The 18,227-nt window shown below is 61.8% G+C and carries 15 protein-coding genes; 10 read left to right on the top strand and 5 right to left on the bottom strand.

The window, feature by feature from the left end; genetic code table 11:
* Positions 1-90: 90 nt before the first annotated feature.
* From AC5ZG5_RS05095 to AC5ZG5_RS05075, 5 genes are all read right to left on the bottom strand, one after another.
* Positions 91-876 carry an ABC transporter ATP-binding protein gene (locus tag AC5ZG5_RS05095; protein WP_456641275.1) on the bottom strand — a complete coding sequence of 262 codons (786 nt, stop codon included), beginning with the start codon at positions 874-876 and terminating at the stop codon, positions 91-93.
* Positions 873-1,646, bottom strand: a complete 774-nt coding sequence (locus AC5ZG5_RS05090; RefSeq protein WP_456641327.1) for an ABC transporter permease — start codon at positions 1,644-1,646, stop codon at positions 873-875. Before AC5ZG5_RS05090 ends, AC5ZG5_RS05095 begins: the two co-directional genes overlap by 4 nt.
* Before the next feature lie 89 nt (positions 1,647-1,735).
* Positions 1,736-2,680 carry an ABC transporter substrate-binding protein gene (locus tag AC5ZG5_RS05085; protein WP_456641274.1) on the bottom strand — a complete coding sequence of 315 codons (945 nt, stop codon included), beginning with the start codon at positions 2,678-2,680 and terminating at the stop codon, positions 1,736-1,738.
* A gap of 126 nt (positions 2,681-2,806) precedes the next feature.
* Positions 2,807-3,550, bottom strand: a complete 744-nt coding sequence (hutC, locus tag AC5ZG5_RS05080) for a histidine utilization transcriptional repressor HutC (RefSeq protein ID WP_456641273.1) — start codon at positions 3,548-3,550, stop codon at positions 2,807-2,809.
* The gene (locus tag AC5ZG5_RS05075) at positions 3,547-4,905 is read right to left on the bottom strand and encodes a formimidoylglutamate deiminase (protein ID WP_456641272.1); all 1,359 of its coding nucleotides are present in this window, start codon (positions 4,903-4,905) and stop codon (positions 3,547-3,549) included. Before AC5ZG5_RS05075 ends, hutC begins: the two co-directional genes overlap by 4 nt.
* Positions 4,906-4,988: 83 nt before the next feature.
* Between AC5ZG5_RS05075 and hutI the strand changes: the two genes are divergently transcribed.
* From hutI to AC5ZG5_RS05025, 10 genes are all read left to right on the top strand, one after another.
* A complete protein-coding gene (gene hutI / locus AC5ZG5_RS05070) occupies positions 4,989-6,203 on the top strand; it encodes an imidazolonepropionase (protein ID WP_456641271.1) in 1,215 nt (404 codons plus the stop codon).
* A complete protein-coding gene (gene hutH / locus AC5ZG5_RS05065; RefSeq protein ID WP_456641270.1) occupies positions 6,200-7,789 on the top strand; it encodes a histidine ammonia-lyase in 1,590 nt (529 codons plus the stop codon). Before hutI ends, hutH begins: the two co-directional genes overlap by 4 nt.
* Positions 7,786-9,456, top strand: coding sequence for a urocanate hydratase (gene hutU / locus AC5ZG5_RS05060; protein ID WP_456641269.1), 1,671 nt, complete (start codon positions 7,786-7,788; stop codon positions 9,454-9,456). The genes hutH and hutU overlap by 4 nt, the downstream gene beginning before the upstream one ends.
* Before the next feature lie 270 nt (positions 9,457-9,726).
* Positions 9,727-11,310, top strand: a complete 1,584-nt coding sequence (locus tag AC5ZG5_RS05055) for an ABC transporter substrate-binding protein (protein ID WP_456641326.1) — start codon at positions 9,727-9,729, stop codon at positions 11,308-11,310.
* Positions 11,311-11,382: 72 nt separating this feature from the next.
* Positions 11,383-12,363 (top strand): ABC transporter permease, encoded by a 981-nt coding sequence (locus AC5ZG5_RS05050; RefSeq protein WP_456641268.1) that lies wholly within the window; start codon positions 11,383-11,385, stop codon positions 12,361-12,363.
* On the top strand, positions 12,363-13,283 hold the full coding sequence (locus AC5ZG5_RS05045; protein ID WP_456641267.1) for an ABC transporter permease: 921 nt from the start codon (positions 12,363-12,365) through the stop codon (positions 13,281-13,283). The genes AC5ZG5_RS05050 and AC5ZG5_RS05045 overlap by 1 nt, the downstream gene beginning before the upstream one ends.
* The gene (locus AC5ZG5_RS05040; RefSeq protein ID WP_456641266.1) at positions 13,280-15,121 is read left to right on the top strand and encodes an ABC transporter ATP-binding protein; all 1,842 of its coding nucleotides are present in this window, start codon (positions 13,280-13,282) and stop codon (positions 15,119-15,121) included. The genes AC5ZG5_RS05045 and AC5ZG5_RS05040 overlap by 4 nt, the downstream gene beginning before the upstream one ends.
* A gap of 68 nt (positions 15,122-15,189) precedes the next feature.
* Positions 15,190-15,951: a DeoR/GlpR family DNA-binding transcription regulator gene (locus AC5ZG5_RS05035; protein WP_456641325.1), complete on the top strand. Its 762-nt coding sequence runs from the start codon at positions 15,190-15,192 to the stop codon at positions 15,949-15,951.
* The gene (locus tag AC5ZG5_RS05030) at positions 15,944-17,233 is read left to right on the top strand and encodes a Zn-dependent hydrolase (RefSeq protein ID WP_456641265.1); all 1,290 of its coding nucleotides are present in this window, start codon (positions 15,944-15,946) and stop codon (positions 17,231-17,233) included. Before AC5ZG5_RS05035 ends, AC5ZG5_RS05030 begins: the two co-directional genes overlap by 8 nt.
* Entirely contained in the window at positions 17,230-18,195 is a 966-nt protein-coding gene (locus AC5ZG5_RS05025) for a phosphotransferase family protein (protein ID WP_456641264.1), read from the top strand. The genes AC5ZG5_RS05030 and AC5ZG5_RS05025 overlap by 4 nt, the downstream gene beginning before the upstream one ends.
* The last annotated feature ends 32 nt before the right edge of the window (positions 18,196-18,227 follow it).

Raw genomic sequence — 18,227 nt, 5'->3', positions numbered from 1 at the left:
GCACGGGTATTTACCGCTGTCCGTGCATGACATAAGTGCCGGGCTCCCCATCGCTACGACGGGCTTAAACTAGCGGCCAGCCCGTGTTTGTCAGGCGTCAGCAGCGACCTTCAGGGCCTCGGTGCGTATCTCTTCCACGAGCCGTTCCTTCAGTCTGATGAATTCGGGCGTGGTTTTGATTTTGTAGGAACGCGGGTGGGGCAGGTCGATCGCAATCGCTGCCTTGATGCGGCCGGGACGCGCGCTCATGACGATGACTCGACTGCCGAGAAAGATCGCCTCCTCGATATCGTGCGTGACAAACAGCACGGTCTTCTGGTCGCGTTCCCAAATCGCAAGCAGCATCTCCTGCATCAGCGCCCGGGTCTGGTTGTCCAGGGCGCCGAACGGCTCATCCAGCAACAGGATCTTCGGATCGTTGGCGAGGGCACGTGCGATCGCCGTGCGCTGTTGCATGCCACCGGAGAGCTGTTTCGGCCAATGATTTTCAAAGCCCGACAGTCCGACTCGGTGGATGAAACCGTCCGCGATCTTGTACCGATCCGCTTGAGAAATTCCGCGCTCGCGCAGGCCGAATGCGATGTTCTCCCGCACCGTCAGCCAGGGAAAGAGCGTATAGGACTGGAACACCATGCCGCGATCCGCGCCAGGTCCGGTGACCTCGCACCCGTCGAGCATGACGCGCCCGCTGGTCGGCCGATCGAGCCCGGCGATGATGCGGAGCAGGGTGGACTTTCCGCAGCCCGAGGGACCAAGGATGGTGACAAAATCATTGTCGCCGACACTGAGATCGGTCGGTTCGAGAGCCCGCGTCGGCGCATGGCCCGGGCGCGCAGGAAAGATACGTGAAACCTGATCGATCTTCAGCGCGGTCATGCCAATTTCCAGGGAAACAGCCATGCGTTGAAGGCCTTGAAGAGGAAATCGGAGATCAGGCCGATGAGCCCGATAACGATGATGCCGAAGATGATCTGGCCTGTGTTGAGCAAGGCCTGGCTGTCCGTAATCATGTGGCCGATCCCTGACGAGGACCCGATGAGTTCGGCGACGATGACATAGGTCCATGCCCACCCTAGAACCAATCGAAGAATTTCCGCGATCTCGGGAGCGGATGAGGGCAGCAGCACGCGGCGGATGATGCCGCCGTCGCCGGCTCCCAGCGTGTACGCCGCTTCGACCAGATCGCGTCTCGTGCTGCCCACGGTCACGGCGATCATCAGGATGATCTGGAACACCGAGCCGATGAAAATCACCATGAGCTTCTGCAGTTCGCCGATGCCGGCCCACAGGATCAAAAGGGGAATGAAGGCAGAGGCTGGGAGATAACGCGCGAACGAAACGAACGGCTCGAGAAAGGCTTCAATCGGCTTGTAAGCGCCCATGAGAACACCTAGCGGCACGGCAACGAGAGCCGCCAGCACGAAGCCACCGACAACACGCCAGATCGTCATGCCGATATCAAACAGAAATCCATGCCTGGTGAGCAGCTCGAAGCCTTCCTGCACCATGATCAGTGGGTTGGCGAGAAATGTCTTCGAAACATAGCCGCCGAAGGTCGCCCAGGCCCACAGGGCAACGAACAGCACGAAGAATGCCAGGCCATAGGCCACGCGTTGCTTCGACGTTACAGGACTTAGAGGACGCATCACGGCGGTATTTCCAGGCGACGTGTCGATCCTGCGCCAGTTTTGCTCCACAAGCGACGAAGCGGAACTGGCGCGGGCGCGCAGCGGTTCTATTTGATGAAGCTCGCGTCAAAAAGATCTTCGATCTTCGGGGCAGACTTGATGATGCCGATCTCGAGCAGCAGGTCTGCCGCCTCTTTGTTGAAGGTCAGGAACTCGCCCGTGAAGAATTTCTGGTTCGCTGCTTTGTCCTGCCAGCGCAGATATTTTGCCGAGTTGCCGAACTGCTCGCCCGATTGTTTCACGTCGGCCCCCATGATCTCGTACGCCTTCGCTTGATCCCTTGCGATCATGTCGAGGGCTTCGAAATAGCTGTCGGCCAGGGCCTGTGCGGCTTTCGGATTGTCGGTCAGGAATTTCGGTGTGCAGCCGAACGTGTCCATCACCATCGGGTAGTCGAGCGTGGTGGCGATGATCTTGCCCTTATCCGGCGCGGCACGCACCGTCGAGAGGTAGGGTTCATAGGTCATTGCCGCATCGTTCTGGCCGGAAACGAACGCCTGTGCCGCCGCGGCTGGCTCCAGATTCACGATCGTGACGTCCTTGACCGAGAGGCCGTTCTTTCGAAGCATCCAAGCCAGTGCGAAGTAGGGTGAGGTGCCCGGCGCGGACGCCGCGACTGTCTTGCCTTTCAGATCCTTGATCGAGGCAATGTCGTTGCGCACGGCCATGCCGTCGGCGCCAAAGCTCTTGTCAAGCTGAAAGATCTGCTTGGTCGCGACGCCGTTCGCATTCCAGGAGATCCAGGTCTCGACTGTGGTCGCCGCACATTGAATGTCTCCGGACGCGATGGCGAGATGCCGATCCTTCTGCGGAATTTTCCTCAGCGTGACGTCGAGCCCGTTTTTCTTGAAAATGCCGGCCTGGCTTGCAAGCGTGAGCGGCGCAAAGCCGGTCCATCCCGAGATGCCGATGCCGACCTTCACATCGTCGGCAACCGCCGGTGCGGATACCAGCAGGGCAAAAACTGCTGTGAATGCTCTTAAACTACGCATGATGCTCTTCCCTCCTGCCGTACTATGGATTGCGTCCCGTTGGTTGCTTCACGTCCGCTGCGACGAGCTCCCGCACCAGTCACGTGTGCATCGCGTTGCATGAATTGTGCCGTGCCGGACATTCTTTCAGCCGCCCTTGAAACGGGCTACCAGCCGATGGGTATCCCCCGGATAGAGCAGGCGCACGGCGGTGACCGTTCGTGCGCTGCGCCATGTGTATCGATCGATCACTAAGCAGGGCGCGCCGACGGCAATGTCCAGTTCGGCTGCAGTGCCCTTATCGGCCACCGTGGCGCTGATGGTGTGCTCGGCTTCGGTCCAAGGAACATGGTGCAACAGCCATGAGCCGGGTGGCTCGGTCGTAAAGTCCGCCGCGGCGGCTTCCGGCACTGTGTCGAGATCGATCAGCCTGTCTTCAATGGCAAACGGCACGTCGTCGGCGCTGTGACGACAAGCGATCGCGATCACCTTGCCGGTCCTACGAACGCCAAGACGCGCGCGATCGGCGGCGTTCGCGGCGCGGCGGGAGCAATGGATAAGCTGATAAGCATAGCTGCGGCCAAGCGCGGTAATCTCCGCGCGAATGTCGGCGATCTTGAGCACCGCCGACAGATGCTGCGGGCGACGTACAAATGTGCCGGCCCGCCGTCTTCGCTCGATCAGATCGGCTTGCGCCAATTCCGACAGCGCCTTGTTCACGGTCATTCGCGAGCAGCGATAACGCGCCATCAGCTCGTGCTCGAAGGGAATGCGATGACCCGGAGGCCATTCACCAGTCAGGATCCGACGTTCTATATCGTGTCGGATCTGCCTGTAGAGTGTTAGCTTGTCCGCGGCCGGAAGCTCGTTGTCGTGAGCGTGGAGACTCATGCCAGAAGCCTCCGAACGGTCGCGTTGAACTGCGCGCGCGCTCGCTCGCGGAGCCGATGACGTCCGCCCTCGACGAGCTTGTTTCCTCCTGCCCAGACACAATCGATGGCTCCGCCGCCGGTCGCAAAAATCCAGCCGTCGAGGATGGCATCGCCGCGGCGTCCGGCCAGAGATGGATGCGTGATGTCGAGGGTCACGATATCGGCGCGCGCGCCTCGTTCTATTCCCGCGCCGGTCTGCGCCAGCGCCTGCGCACCGCCCGCGAGCGCGCTCTCGAATAACGCACGGCCAGTCGAGTTGCCGAGTCCGCCGGAGAGCACATTGCGTTCGCGGTGCTTCAGGCGCTGACCATATTCGAGCTGGCGCAATTCATCGGTAACGCCAACCAGGACATTGGAATCGGTGCCGACGCCGAACCGGCCCCCGGAATCGACAAATTCGCGCGCGGGGAAAATGCCGTCGCCGAGGCTCGCTTCGGTCACCGGGCAGAGGCCGGCGACTGCGCCGATACTCGCGAGCGAGGCGACTTCCGTCGGCGATGTGTGGGTCGCATGGATCAGGCACCAGCGTCGATCGACGGGCGCGTGGTCAAGCAGCCATTCGACCGGCCGCTGGCCCGACCAGGCAACACAATCCTCGACCTCCCTGACTTGCTCGGCGGCGTGGATATGGATCGGCGCGCCTTGGGCCATCGGCACAATCGCAGATAGTTCGGTTGGGGTCACGGCGCGCAGGCTGTGCGGGGCAATGCCGACATTAGCTCCGGGTAACGTACTGACCGCCTTGCGCGTGGCGTCAAGCAGCGTAGCAAACTGGTCGATTGAACAGATGAATCGGCGCTGGCCTGCATGCGGCGCGGCGCCGCCAAAGGCGCTGTGCGCATAGAAACTCGGCAAGAGCGTGAGGCCGATGCCTGCGCCCTCGGCAGCCTGAGCAATTCGTGTCGCCATCTCGGAGAGGTCGGCATAGGGCGTGCCGTCACGATCATGATGAAGATAGTGGAACTCGCCGACCCGCGTATAGCCCTGCTCGAGCATCTCGACATAAAGCAGGGTCGCGACGCTCTCGACGTCTTCCGGAGTCATTTCGAGCGCAAAGCGATACATCGTCTCACGCCATGTCCAGAAGGTATCCGACGTGTTGCCACGCGTCTCGGCAAGCCCCGCCATGGCGCGCTGGAACGCGTGACTGTGCAGGCTCGCTATCCCCGGAACTGCCAGCCGATGCTGCTCATCCCGCGCTCCCGGCGCCACGCCGACCGCAATCTTGGCGACGAGCCCATCCGTGATGACCACCTGCACGTCATCGGCCCAGCCCGACGGCAGCAGCGCGGATGCGAAGTGCAGATTTGTCATGTTTCGTGCCGGCTGGACAGAGCGTCAACACGATTATATGTCTAGACATATATGTCAAGCTTCCGGCACCCGGGGGAAGGCACATGGCAGAGCGCTACGATCGTATCTGGCACAATGCGCGGCTCGCCACGATGCGCGAGGATCTGCCGGATCTCGGCGTCATCGAGCACGGCCTGATCGCGGCTCGCGATGGCCGGATCGTCTATGCCGGCACGCAATCCGATTTCCCGCGTGATGCCGACGCGACCGAGCGGATCGACTGCGCCGGTCGATGGATCACGCCGGGGTTGGTGGATTGTCACACCCACCTCGTTTTCGGCGGCAACCGCGCCCACGAATTCGAATTGCGGCTTAAGGGCGCAAGCTATGAAGAGATCGCGCGTGCCGGCGGCGGCATCGTGTCCACCGTGGCGGCGACTCGCAACGCGAGCGAGGCCGAGCTTGTCGCCGGTGCGCTGCCGAGGCTCGACGCGCTGATCCGCGAGGGTGTCACGACGATCGAAATCAAGTCCGGCTACGGCCTCAACACCGAGACCGAGATGCGGCAGCTTTTGGCCGCGCGTGCGCTTGGCCGTGTCCGACCGATCGCGGTCCGGACGTCTTTTCTTGGTGCACATGCACTTCCGCCGGAAGCTTCCGGCGACAAGGATCGTTACATCGATCTCGTGTGCCAGGAAATGCTGCCTGCGGTGGCGGAGGCGGGGCTTGCAGACGCCGTGGATGCTTTCATGGAAGGCATCGCGTTCTCGCGCGATCAAACGGCGCGCGTCTTCGAGGCGGCCAAAGCCCTGGGTTTGCCGATCAAGCTTCACGCCGATCAATTGTCGAATCTCGGCGGTGCATCGCTTGCGGCCGAGTATTCAGCTATGTCCGCCGATCATCTGGAGCATGCCGATGAGGCCGGCGCTCAAGCGATGGCGGCGGCGGGCACGGTCGCGGTCCTGTTGCCAGGGGCCTTCTATTTCATTCGCGAGACAACGAAACCACCAATCGAGCATTTCCGTGCCCACGGAGTCAAAATGGCCTTGGCGACCGATTGCAATCCCGGCAGCTCGCCGCTGACGTCGCTCCTGCTCACGATGAACATGGGTGCGACGCTGTTCCGGATGACCGTTGCCGAATGTCTTGCCGGCGTGACGCGGGAGGGAGCGCGCGCGCTGCACCTCCTGGGTGAAACGGGCACGCTCGAGGCTGGCAAATGGTGTGATCTCGCGATCTGGGACATCGAACGGCCTGCCGAGCTCGTCTACCGGATCGGCTTTAACCCGCTGCATGGCCGGGTCTGGAGGGGGCAATGAGCGATCCTGCTGCGCCGATCGTCGTTACGCCCGGAAAGGTCACGCTCGATGATTGCGCAGAGGTGCTCGCAGGTTCCGCAGTCGTGCTCGAGCCATCGTTCTGGGCGCGGGTCGAAGCAGCGTCCGCTATTGTTGCGCGGGCCGCTCGCGCGGACGTGCCGGCGTACGGCATCAACACCGGATTTGGAAAACTGGCATCGACACGCATTGCGCCCGATCAGACGGCGCTGCTTCAGCGCAATCTCATCGTCTCTCATTGCTGCGGGGTAGGGCGACCCACGTCCGAGCCGATCGTTCGTCTGATGATGGCCTTGAAGATCGTCTCGCTCGGGCGAGGTGCTTCGGGCGTGCGCCGCGAGGTCATCGAACAATTGCAGATGATGCTGGCACGCAGCGTTTGTCCGCTGGTGCCGCAGCAGGGTTCGGTCGGCGCATCCGGCGATCTGGCGCCACTTGCGCATATGACGGCCGTCATGATCGGGGAGGGGCAGGCGATCCTCGATGGACGGCTTGTTCCGGGCCGCGACGCGCTCGCCGCCGCCGGTCTTGCGCCGCTGACGCTCGGGCCGAAGGAGGGGCTCGCCCTCATCAACGGCACCCAGTTCTCGACGGCTTACGCCATCTCCGGCGTGCTGCGCGCCCATCGCCTCGCCTGCGCGGCTTTGGTGACAGGCGCTCTTTCGGTCGATGCCGCCATGGCCTCGACCGCGCCGTTCCGGCCGGAGGTGCAGCAGTTGCGCGGACATGCCGGCCAAACTGCTGCCGGCGCCGCCCTGACGGCGCTGCTTGCCGGCAGCGACATTCGCCAGTCGCATCTCGAGGGCGATGAGCGGGTGCAGGATCCCTATTGTCTGCGCTGTCAGCCGCAGGTTGCTGGCGCCGCGCTCGACTTGCTTACGCAAGCGGCGCGAACGTTGCAGATCGAGGCCAATGCCGTCACCGACAATCCGTTGGTATTGGTCGAGACTGGCGAGATCGTCTCGGGCGGCAACTTCCACGCCGAACCGGTGGCCTTTGCCGCGGACCAAATTGCGCTCGCGCTTTCGGAGATCGGCGCGATCAGCGAACGGCGAATTGCGACGCTGGTCGATCCCGCGCTGAATTTCGGCTTGCCGCCGTTCCTCACGCCGGAGCCGGGTATCAACTCCGGCTTCATGATCGCCGAAGTGACGGCGGCCGCGCTCTATGCCGAGAACAAGCAGCGTGCGTCGGCCTGCTCGATCGACTCAACCCCCACCAGCGCCAATCAGGAAGATCACGTCTCGATGGCTGCGCACGCCGCGCGCCGGCTGTCCGATATGGCGGACAATTTGGCGACGATCTTAGGTATCGAGCTCTCGGTCGCAGCGCAAGGCATCACGCTTCGCACGCCGCATTCGACCAGCGCCCCGCTCGCGGCGGTCATTGCTGAATTGCGCGCGCATGTGCCGGCTTTGAGCGCTGATCGTTACATGGCCGATGATCTTGCGAAGGCGACCGCGCTGGTCGAATCCGGTGCGTTGCCGGCTGCGGCGCTCTCCGCGCTGCCGGACATCCCGTTCCCGATCCTTGTTTCGAATCTTGCCGATAAGGGCGATCTGTCATGAACCGTCGAGTAGACAACGACCGTACGATCCGCGCGCCCCGGGGCGGCGAGATCAGTGCCAAGAGCTGGTTGACGGAGGCACCGCTCCGCATGCTCATGAACAATCTCGATCCGGAAGTCGCGGAACGTCCAAGCGAACTCGTCGTCTACGGCGGAATCGGTCGTGCCGCGCGCGACTGGGATAGCTTCGACCGGATCGTCACCTCCTTGCGCAAGCTGGAAGCCGACCAGACCTTGCTGGTCCAGTCGGGCAAACCGGTCGGGATCTTCCGCACGCATCCGGACGCGCCGCGCGTTCTGATCGCGAACTCGAACCTGGTGCCGCATTGGGCGACGCTCGATCACTTCAACGCGCTCGACCGGCAAGGCCTGATGATGTTCGGGCAAATGACGGCCGGGTCCTGGATCTATATCGGCAGCCAGGGCATCGTGCAGGGAACCTATGAGACGTTTGTCGAGGTCGGACGACGACACTACGGCGGCAGTCTTGCAGGCAAGTGGATCCTTACGGCGGGGCTCGGCGGCATGGGCGGCGCGCAGCCGCTCGCCGCGACCATGGCGGGCGCCTCGCTGCTGGCGATCGAATGCCAGCCGAGCCGCATCGAGATGCGGCTGCGCACGGGTTATCTTGATCGACAAGCGAACACGCTTGATGAGGCACTTTCGATCGTGGCGGCGAGCGCGCAGGGTAACAAGCCGGTCTCGGTCGGCTTGCTCGGCAACGCGGCTGAGATTTTTCCGGAACTGGTGCGGCGTGGCGTGAGGCCGGACATCGTCACCGACCAGACCAGCGCGCACGATCCCATCAATGGCTACCTGCCCAAGGGGTGGTCGTTTGCCGAGTGGGAGACAAGACGCGCCAGCGATCCGAAGGCGGTTGAAGCCGCGGCCAAGACGTCGATGGTCGATCACGTTCAGGCCATGCTGGATTTCCACGCCCAGGGTATTCCCACGCTGGATTATGGCAACAACATTCGCCAGATGGCGAAAGATATGGGACTGGATAACGCATTCGATTTTCCGGGCTTCGTCCCCGCCTATATCCGTCCACTGTTTTGCAGAGGCGTTGGGCCGTTTCGGTGGGCCGCGCTGTCAGGCGATCCGGATGACATCTTCAGGACGGATGCCAAAGTCAAGGAGCTGATGCCCGACGATAAACACCTGCACAACTGGCTCGATATGGCGAGAGCCCGGATCAAGTTTCAGGGGCTGCCGGCGCGGATTTGCTGGGTAGGTCTCGGCGACCGCCACCGGCTGGGTCTCGCCTTCAACGAGATGGTGGCGCGCGGCGAACTGAAGGCGCCGATCGTGATCGGCCGCGACCATCTCGACAGCGGCTCGGTTGCAAGTCCGAACCGCGAAACGGAAGCGATGCGCGACGGTTCCGATGCGGTATCAGACTGGCCGCTGCTCAATGCGCTTCTGAATTGTGCCAGCGGCGCGACATGGGTCTCACTGCATCACGGCGGGGGCGTCGGCATCGGTTATTCGCAACACGCCGGAATGGTGATTGTTGCAGACGGAACCCCGCAGGCCGCCCACCGCATTGAACGCGTGCTCTGGAACGATCCGGCGAGCGGCGTCATGCGGCACGCGGACGCGGGCTATGAGCGTGCGATTGCATGTGCCCGCTCGAATGGGCTCGATCTGCCGAGCGTGACGCCATAAGGCATCATCGGTGCTGACTGAACAGTCAGCGCGACCGCAGCCGTCGTGCACCTCACGCTAGGTGGCAAATCCGCTTGCCTGCGCCGTAGGCGAACCGCTCACCAAGAGGCAAGTATCTCGTCCAGGCTCATCGCAGCCGAGACGTATCTGCTGTCAAATCGGTCAAAATCCACACATGGATAGTCAAAAATAGCTCGAAAAGCGCATGGCACGCCTCCTGCATGACCGTTGTGACCGATCTGTCGGTTCATGTGGAAAAGGGGAATGTCGATGCATCCGAAATTTGACCGTCGCCACTTTCTAAAGGGGGCGGCGGGAGCCGCGGTCGCCGCAGGCTACATGCAGATCAGTCCAGACTTTTTCATCTCACAGGCGCGCGCGCAGGCCGGGAAGACCATGACCTTCCTGTCGGCCGAGAACATCACGGGCAATTGGGATCCAACCGCTCACACCACGCTTTCGCAGAAAAACATCGAAGGCTTCGCGATGGGTTTTCTGACCCGCACACCGATGAAGCTCGATAACCCGAGCGAGGTCGTCTATGAACTGGCAACCGACATCAAGCTGCTCGATCCGAACCGCCTGCAAATCAAGCTGCGTCAAGGCGTCGTCTTCCATGATGGCAAACCGTTCAAGGCGGAGGACGTCAAGGCCACTTTCGAATATGGATCCAAGCCGGATCGCCCCGCGCAATGGTATCCTGGTCCCACCGAAACCCTGAAGATCGAGACGCCTGATGACTACACGGTGATCGTCGATACGTCGAAAGGCGGTTACCCGGCGCACCTCTTCATGTTCCTTGCGGCGTTCCTGCCGATCATGTCGGCAAAGGATATCGCGGGCGGACCTGGGGGCGTGCTCTCGCAGCGGCTGAATGGCACTGGTCCCTTCAAATTCGTCGAGCAGCGCGGCAACGACACCGTGATGAAGGCGTTCGATGGCTACTTCAAGGGCAAGCCGGCCATTGCGGGGATCAATTTCACTTTCACCGGCGACTCCACGACGCGCATGCTCTCCCTCATGAATGGTCAGGCTTCGATCGTCGAACGCCTTGAGCCAGAGCAGGTGGATGCGGTCAAGGGCAATCCCAACATCCGCATCAACCAGGTCGTTTCGGTCGAGAATAAGTATCTTTGGTTTCGCTGCTCGAAGCCGCCGTTCAATGATCCCCGTATCCGCCTCGCCGCCTGTCACGCCATCAACCGTGACGTCATCCTCGAAGTGCTTGGATCCGCGGGGCACGCGTCGTCCAACTTCGTGTCGCCGGTCAAGTTCGGTTACATCGATCTCGAGAATTATCCGAAGTTCGACCCAAAGAAGTGCCAGGCGTTGCTCGCCGAGGCCGGCTTCCCGAACGGCAAGGGGTTGCCGCCGCTCGAATACATCACGTCCGTGGGCTTCTATCCCAAGACCAAGGAATACGGCGAGATCATCACCGCGATGCTCAACGAGCAGGGCTTCAATGTCAGCCTGACCGTGCTCGAGCCAGCCGCCTGGAATGAACGCCTGTACCATCGTCCCGGCGGCGGACCCGGTCATATGGTGGACTGCGGATGGTCTACCGGCTCGCCCGAGCCCGATTTGATTCTCCGCACGCATTTCCACTCCTCGTCGCATCGCATTTGCGGCATCGAGGATACCGCGATCGACGCAAGTCTCGACAAGGAGCGTAGCGCACCGACGCTTGAGGAACGGAAGAAGATCCTCCAGACCGAGACGATGCCCCTGATCGCCTCCAAGATGCCGGCGCTCTCGCTCTTCACGTCCGTCATGATTCACGCGATGCAGAAGAATTTCGAAGGTCTCTATATCTATCCGGATGGTTCGATGGATGCTTCGAGGCCCGTTGCCTGACCATGGACGGTCACCGCGCGCCGCGAGCAGGCGGTGCGCGGTCCGACATGTCCTCCGACGCGGAGCTGAAGAATGTTCGTCCTGAACTTCCTGATGCGGCGCCTGATTCAAGGCGTCATCATCATATTCCTTGTCTCGCTGCTGATCTTCACCTTGCTGAGGGTGGTGCCGGGAGATCCGGTGCGACTGATGGCCGGCGGCATGGCTCCCGAGGCCCTGATCGAGAAGATCGCGACCGACATGGGGTTGCGAGACCCGATCATCGTTCAGTTCGGTCGCTATATGAGCAGCGTCGTTCGGGGCAATCTCGGGCAGTCCTTCGTTCGTCCCGCGAACGGCGCTGCGACAGGCGGCGCGAACTTCAACGATACGACGCGCGGTGAACGGGCCAAGGTGCTAAGCCTGATCCTCGAAGCCTTGCCTATGACGCTGCAGCTTGCCGCAGTGACGTTGGCGATTGCCCTCGTTTTCTCCGGGATCGTAGGGATTGCTGGCGGCCTCGCGGTCGGGCGTTGGCCGGACAAGCTGGCATTCTACACCTCGTCGGTGTTCATATCGTTGCCGAATTTCTGGCTGGGAATCGTTCTCGCGCTGCTGTTTTCAGTCAAGCTCGGTTGGCTGCCGGCGATCGGATATCAGGGGTTTGCCTACACGATTCTCCCAGCCATCGTGCTTGCGGTCGAATTGTCGCCGGTCCTGATCCGGACGCTCGTCAGTTCCGTCTCGGCGCAGATGATGGAGCCTTACGTGGCGGTGGGGCATGTCCGTGGCCTCGGCCGCAGCCGCATCATTGCAAACCATGCCCTTCGCAATGCCTCGGTGCCGCTGCTCAATCTGCTCGGGGTGCAGTTTTCGAGCCTGCTCGGCGGGGTGATCATCGTCGAATACATCTTCGACTATCCCGGGCTTGGTCTGTTGACCATCAACGCGGTGTTGCAGCGCGACTTCCCGTTGATTCAAGGGATCGCCATCGTAACCAGCGCCATCTTTGTGCTGATCAACATCATTGTCGATCTTATTGCCACCACGATGGATCCAAGGCTCGAATATTGATGTCTCTCGCTACCGCCACCGGCGCACCAATGGCGCACACGCCGGCCCAACGCTCCGTCATCCGACGCATCTTCGACAAGGCTGCATCGACGCCGGGATTTCGCGTCGGCCTCGGACTGTTCGTTGTCCTTGCCCTGGCGACCGCCTTCTATCCTGAACTGAGCGGCATCGACCCGACGAAGATGGACGTCAAGGCGCGCCTTCTGCCACCGCTGTTTCTGGGCGGAAACTGGAGCTGGGCGCACCCGCTCGGCACGGATCAGATCGGCCGCGACATGCTCGTCCGCTCACTGGTCGGTCTGCGTTACTCCTTCCTGATCGGCGTCGCCTCCGTCTTCGTCATGTTGGCGATCGGATGCGCGCTTGGCACGATTTCGGGCTACTTCGGCGGACGAACCGATGCCATCGTCATGAGGCTGACGGATGCCCAGCTATCGATCCCAATGATTATCCTCGCCATTTCCGTGCTCGGCGTTTCGCGGCCGACCATCCCCGCGATCGTTTTGGTGCTCGGAGTTTCGAACTGGCCGGTCTATGCCCGCATCATGCGCAGCATCGTGATGACCGAGCGGCAGCGCGAATATGTCCGCGCCGCAAAGATCGGCGGTTCGACCGATCTTCGGATCATCCTCGCGCTGCTGCTGCCGTTGCTGCTGCCGCCGGTCCTGTTCACGTCGGTGCTCGACGTTGCGCGCATGATGATCTTCGAATCCACGCTCGGTTTCCTGGGCCTCGGCGTGCAGCCACCGACGCCTACGTTCGGCAATATCATAGCGGACGGACGGAAATATCTGCTGAACGCGTGGTGGATCGCCACCATGCCGGGTCTCTTCCTCGGCCTGACACTCACCAGCGTCAACCTGATCGGCGCTTCCCTCGAACGTGCACGGAATGCGATTCACGGAGGCTCCGAAGCATGACGCAGCCGCTTCTTGACCTCAAGAACCTGACGGTCGCCGCGGGTAGCGGCGGCACGGCCAAAGTCATTCTCGACAATGTGTCCCTCAGCCTCGCTCCCCGCGAGATCGTCGGCGTGGTGGGCGCCAGCGGTTCCGGAAAGACCGTACTTTCCAAGGCCGTGGTCAACTGGCTCGAGCCGCCGCTCACGAAGCGATCGGGTCAGGTGCTGTTCGAGGGACGCGACATCTATGCCATGCGCGGCGCGGAGATGCGCCTGTTGCGCCAGCGGATATCCTATGTCGGCGCCAATCCCATGGGTGCGCTCGATCCAACCCTGCCGGTCGGCGCCCAGATTGTCGAGAAGATGCGGGCCGTCGTGCCCAGAACATTACGTCGGGATGCCGAACGTCGTGTCATCGAACTCCTCGATGCGGTTCGCATCCCATCGGCGCGAAATCGCTTTCACGACTATCCCTCCCAGTTCTCGGGCGGCATGATGCAGCGAGCGCTGATCGTGGATGCATTGGTGACCAATCCCGCACTTCTGGTCGCCGACAACGTCACGCAGCCGCTCGATGTGACGGTCGCTGCTCAGGTGATCCGGCTGATGAAGGAGCTGACGGTCACCTTCAACACCGCGGTGCTGTTCGTCTCATCGTCCCTGCCAGTGGCGCGTGAAGCCTGCTCGCGGATCCTGGTGATGGATGAAGGGCGCATCGTCGAGGAGCAGTCGACAGAAGATCTGATCAGCAGGCCCGTATATCCCTATACACGCGAACTGGTGCGCCAGACCCCGAAAATATGGGTCGAGGCGGCCGCAACGCCCCGCCTTGACGACCAGCGGGAGGTGGTTCTCAGCTTGCGCGACGCCTCGCAGACCTACAAGGTTAGAAAGAAAAGCGGTTTTGGTGGCTTCAACCTGGTTCGCGCCGTTCGCAACGTCACCTTCGACGTGCGCCGCGGCGACAGCTTTGCCATTGTCGGCGAGTCCGGCTGCGGAAAGTCGACCCTGATGCGGCTTCTGTCGAGGCTCGAATTGCCGAGCTCAGGACAAATCCTCTGCGCGGACAAGGACATCGCAACGCTCAAGGGCCGGGCGCTGCTCGAGTTCCGGAGCAAGCTGCAGATGGTGCTCCAGGATCCGTTCGGCTCGCTGCCGCCCCGGACCTCGATCGGGAGGATGCTGGAGGATCCGTTGCGTACGCATGGCTGGCGCGACAAAGGCAGGATTCGCGAACGCGTCCTGAAGGTGATGGGCGAAGTGGGGGTGCCGGCCGAACTTTACGAGGAGCTTCCGCTGGGATTGAGCGCTGGACAACGACAACGCGTCAACGTCGCCCGTGCGTTGGTGCTGGAGCCGGAAATTCTCATCATGGATGAAACGCTGTCCGCCCTCGATCAAACCGAGCAGTTCAAGCTGCTCGACTTGTTCCAGACGCTCCAGAAGGAATACGATCTGACCTACATCTTCATCTCGCACGATCTGGCGATGGTGAGGAAAGCCTGCAATCGCGTGGCGGTGATGTATCTCGGCGAGGTCTTCGAGCTCGCTGACAATGAGCGACTATTCTTCGACCCGGGACACCCGTACACGAGGGCACTTCTGAGCGCCATGCCGACGCTTGAGCGGCGTCGCTATGAACCGGACGAGTGTCTGCTGGAGGGGGAGCCGCCAAGCCCGCTCGACGTTCCCGCGGGCTGCAGCTTCAGGTCGCGCTGTCCGCAGGCCATCGACAAATGCAGCCGCCTTCATCCGAGCCTGACGGTGCGGGAGCGGCAGGACTTCGCTGCGTGTCATCTGGTGATGCCGTCGCTCGGTGTCTGCGGCGCTGCCGAAGGGATGCACGCCAGCGTGTGATGAGGGGTCGTGAACAACAAGTCGGCTTTGGAAGCGGCCAGCAGTGCCGTGGGAATCGGGGAACGTTCATGAGCTTCACGGAGCATCGTCTTGAATTGATCCGCGACATGCTGCGCCAGAAGCAGCGGGTCCACGTCAGGGAATTGGTCGACCACCTCAAGGTCAGTCAGGAGTCGATACGGCGGGATCTCCGGGAGCTCGAGACGCAAGGTTTCGCCCGCCGTGTCTATGGCGGTGCGGTGATCGACCGGCAGGAGAGCGATCAGCCTTTTGCCGAGCGTTTGCGCGTTGGCGCGAGGGAGAAGGCGCGGATCGGTGAAGCAGCCGCGGCTCTGGTCAAGGATGGCATGAAGATCTTTGTTGACGAGGGGACGACGGCCCTTGCCTGCGTGAAGCACCTTGAGGCTCGCAAGGATCTTACGATTGTGAGCAACTCGCTCGCGGTGGCGGCGCACTTCTATTATCTGTCAACGCCCAGCGTGCGCGTGCTTGGAGGACGGCTGCGCCCTGATTATCAGGCGACGTTTGGGCCAGAAACCGTGACTGCGATGAAGGAGCACTTTTTCGATCTCGCGATCATCGCAATCAGTGCCGTCCATGTCGAACGCGGTTTTATGGATTATGGCGAGGACGAAGCGATCGCGCGGCGCGTTGCGCGCGCACAAGCTAAGCGATCGATAATCGTCGCCGACAGCTCCAAATTCGGCCGCCTCGGTTCGATCCATACATTCGGGTTGGGCGACGTACATGCTGTCATCACCGGGGCCGTCCTGACCAAGGACTTTTCCGACCAATTCCTCAAATCCAACTTGGAAATCATCTATGCCTGACGTTGTCTCCAAGCACGCTCCCATCAATCCATCGCGTCTTCAGGCAATGATGGAGGAATTGTCGGCGTTCGGCGGTGGACCGGATGGATCCATGAACCGCTTGACCCTCTCGAAAGAGGACGGCGCAGCGCGTAATTGGCTTGGCCGCTGGTTCGCGAGCAACGGGTTTGTCCAGGCCGTCGACGCCATAGGCAATCAGTTCGGCAGCTTGTCGCTTGCCGGCGCGAATGCGCCGGTCATCATGGTCGGCTCACATGTCGACAGCCAGCCCAATGGTGGTCGCTTCGACGGCGCTCTCGGGGTCGTCTCGGCCTGTGAGGCCGTGCTTGCCGTCTCAGAGCGTCTGAAGGCAGAGAACAAGCTAGCGGCCTGCAATTTTCGGGTGGTGAACTGGACCAACGAAGAGGGCGCGCGTTTCCAGCCAAGCCTGTTGGGCAGCAGCGTGTTCGCCGGAGCGGCCGAGCTTGAATGGGCGCTCGACCGGGCGGATGGAGATGGCGTCACCGTTCGCCAGTCGCTTGAGCAGATCGGTTATGCGGGCGGAGATAAAATTGCGCTGCCCGACGCTCTTATCGAACTTCATATCGAAGGCGACAAGGTGCTGTTTGAGGCGAGTGAAAAATTTGGCATCTTCACCCGTTTCTGGGGCGCAACGAAGTACCGTCTCGCTTTCGTCGGCCGCCAGGCGCATACTGGGCCTACACCGATGGCTGAGCGCAAGGACGCGCTGCTCGGCGCCGCCTACCTGATCGCCGATTTGAAGGAGATTGCCGGCGAGCACGGGTCGGATTTGCACACATCGGTCGGTCGGCTGGAGGTCTTTCCCAACTCCCCAAACACCGTTCCATCGGAAGCCGTTCTCTTCATCGAGTTGCGTTCGGGCTCGCCGGACGTCCTCGCCGAAGCTGAGCGGATGATGAAGATCAGGATGGAGGCGGCGGCCAAGAAAGCCGGTGTGACCTATGAAATCAGGGCGATTGATCGGCGCAAGGCGGGCCGCTTCTTCCCGGGACTGATTTCGCTGGCCGAACGAATGGTCGCGAACTACGGCGAAACGGCGCGCCATCTGGATACGATCGGTGGCCATGATGCAGTGGCAATGTCCAGTGTCTGCCCCTCAATTGTCCTGGCAGTGCGTTCGCGCGACGGCGTGATCCATCATCCGACCGAGTTCACCAGTGCCGAGGATCAGGCTTTTGGGACGCAGGTGCTGGCGGACATGCTCTACGCGATTGCCAGCGAAGGGCTGCAGGCGGCTAATCCAAAAGGAGCTGCAGCATGAAAGCGCTCGGGAAGCCGCAGACGGCCCTGGAGGCGCGCGCCGAGCGAGCCATCCAGAGCTTTCCGATAATCGATGCCGCGAGCGCGACCTATGCAGCATCTGCGTCGCCGGTTGCGTCGCCGTCCTATCACGCGGTCGAATCGACCTCGTTCGACGTAGCGCCTGATGGCCAGGAGGCAAGCTTCTTTCTTCGGCTGGGAGGTGACGAGGTCGCAGAGCTGGTCGACGACGACGCGGCGTTTGCAGCGGCGCGTCGTCTTCACAGACTCGGTCTGTCGCCGGAGCCTATCGCACGAGTACCGGACGAAAGGGCCGTGCTGTTCGCGCGGCTCGGCGAAGGCTGGCGAACTGCCAAGATCGACGACCTGATGCACGAGAGTGCGGCTGCCCGTCTCATCGAGATGCAGAAGACGATCGCCACAGGCGAGCCATTCGGGCGACGTTGGTCTGTCTTCGATGGCATCGATCGGCTTTGGCCGCTGGTTTCGGAGGCCGGCAGCATGCTCCCGGGCGATGTGGAATGGATGCTGGCATGGATGGCTCCGATGCGTGACGCGATCGCTGCGGCGGGCGTCGAACTAAAACCAGCGCACGGAGACCCCCATTCGTCCAATGTCATGCTCGGTCCGAACGAAGCGATGATGTTGGTCGACTTCGACATGGCCGGTGACATCGATCCCTACTACCAGCTCGGCGTGCAGATGAATGAGCTCTACCAGTTCGAAAGCCAGATGAAGCCACTTTTGGAGATGCATGACGGCAGCTTCAGTGAGAGGGCATTCAACCGGTGCAGGATCTACGCCGCTGCCGACGACTTTTATTGGGCGCTCCGCAGCCTGCTGCAGGATGCACGGTCACCCCGCCAGGGCCTCGAATTCCTGAAATATGCGGGATGGCGTTTCCTGCGCTGCCGGATGCTGCTCGGGCACCCCGGCTTCGAGGAACGGGTCCGATCTCTCTAGAGCGTTTTCGAGCCAGAGAAAGTGAGACAAGG

This window comes from Bradyrhizobium sp. Ses1 (assembly GCF_059512365.1).
This window is presented reverse-complemented; position numbering and strand designations above follow the sequence as displayed.

Excerpts from the sequence above, each read along its gene's own strand:
- AC5ZG5_RS05035 (WP_456641325.1), top strand. The coding sequence starts at position 15,190 with ATGAGCTTCACGGAGCATCGTCTTGAATTGATCCGCGACATGCTGCGC.
- AC5ZG5_RS05090 (WP_456641327.1), bottom strand. The coding sequence starts at position 1,646 with ATGCGTCCTCTAAGTCCTGTAACGTCGAAGCAACGCGTGGCCTATGGC.
- hutH (WP_456641270.1), top strand. The coding sequence starts at position 6,200 with ATGAGCGATCCTGCTGCGCCGATCGTCGTTACGCCCGGAAAGGTCACG.
- AC5ZG5_RS05050 (WP_456641268.1), top strand. The coding sequence starts at position 11,383 with ATGTTCGTCCTGAACTTCCTGATGCGGCGCCTGATTCAAGGCGTCATC.
- AC5ZG5_RS05075 (WP_456641272.1), bottom strand. The coding sequence starts at position 4,905 with ATGACAAATCTGCACTTCGCATCCGCGCTGCTGCCGTCGGGCTGGGCC.
- hutU (WP_456641269.1), top strand. The coding sequence starts at position 7,786 with ATGAACCGTCGAGTAGACAACGACCGTACGATCCGCGCGCCCCGGGGC.
- AC5ZG5_RS05045 (WP_456641267.1), top strand. The coding sequence starts at position 12,363 with ATGTCTCTCGCTACCGCCACCGGCGCACCAATGGCGCACACGCCGGCC.
- AC5ZG5_RS05085 (WP_456641274.1), bottom strand. The coding sequence starts at position 2,680 with ATGCGTAGTTTAAGAGCATTCACAGCAGTTTTTGCCCTGCTGGTATCC.
- AC5ZG5_RS05055 (WP_456641326.1), top strand. The coding sequence starts at position 9,727 with ATGCATCCGAAATTTGACCGTCGCCACTTTCTAAAGGGGGCGGCGGGA.
- hutC (WP_456641273.1), bottom strand. The coding sequence starts at position 3,550 with ATGAGTCTCCACGCTCACGACAACGAGCTTCCGGCCGCGGACAAGCTA.
- hutI (WP_456641271.1), top strand. The coding sequence starts at position 4,989 with ATGGCAGAGCGCTACGATCGTATCTGGCACAATGCGCGGCTCGCCACG.
- AC5ZG5_RS05095 (WP_456641275.1), bottom strand. The coding sequence starts at position 876 with ATGACCGCGCTGAAGATCGATCAGGTTTCACGTATCTTTCCTGCGCGC.
- AC5ZG5_RS05025 (WP_456641264.1), top strand. The coding sequence starts at position 17,230 with ATGAAAGCGCTCGGGAAGCCGCAGACGGCCCTGGAGGCGCGCGCCGAG.
- AC5ZG5_RS05030 (WP_456641265.1), top strand. The coding sequence starts at position 15,944 with ATGCCTGACGTTGTCTCCAAGCACGCTCCCATCAATCCATCGCGTCTT.
- AC5ZG5_RS05040 (WP_456641266.1), top strand. The coding sequence starts at position 13,280 with ATGACGCAGCCGCTTCTTGACCTCAAGAACCTGACGGTCGCCGCGGGT.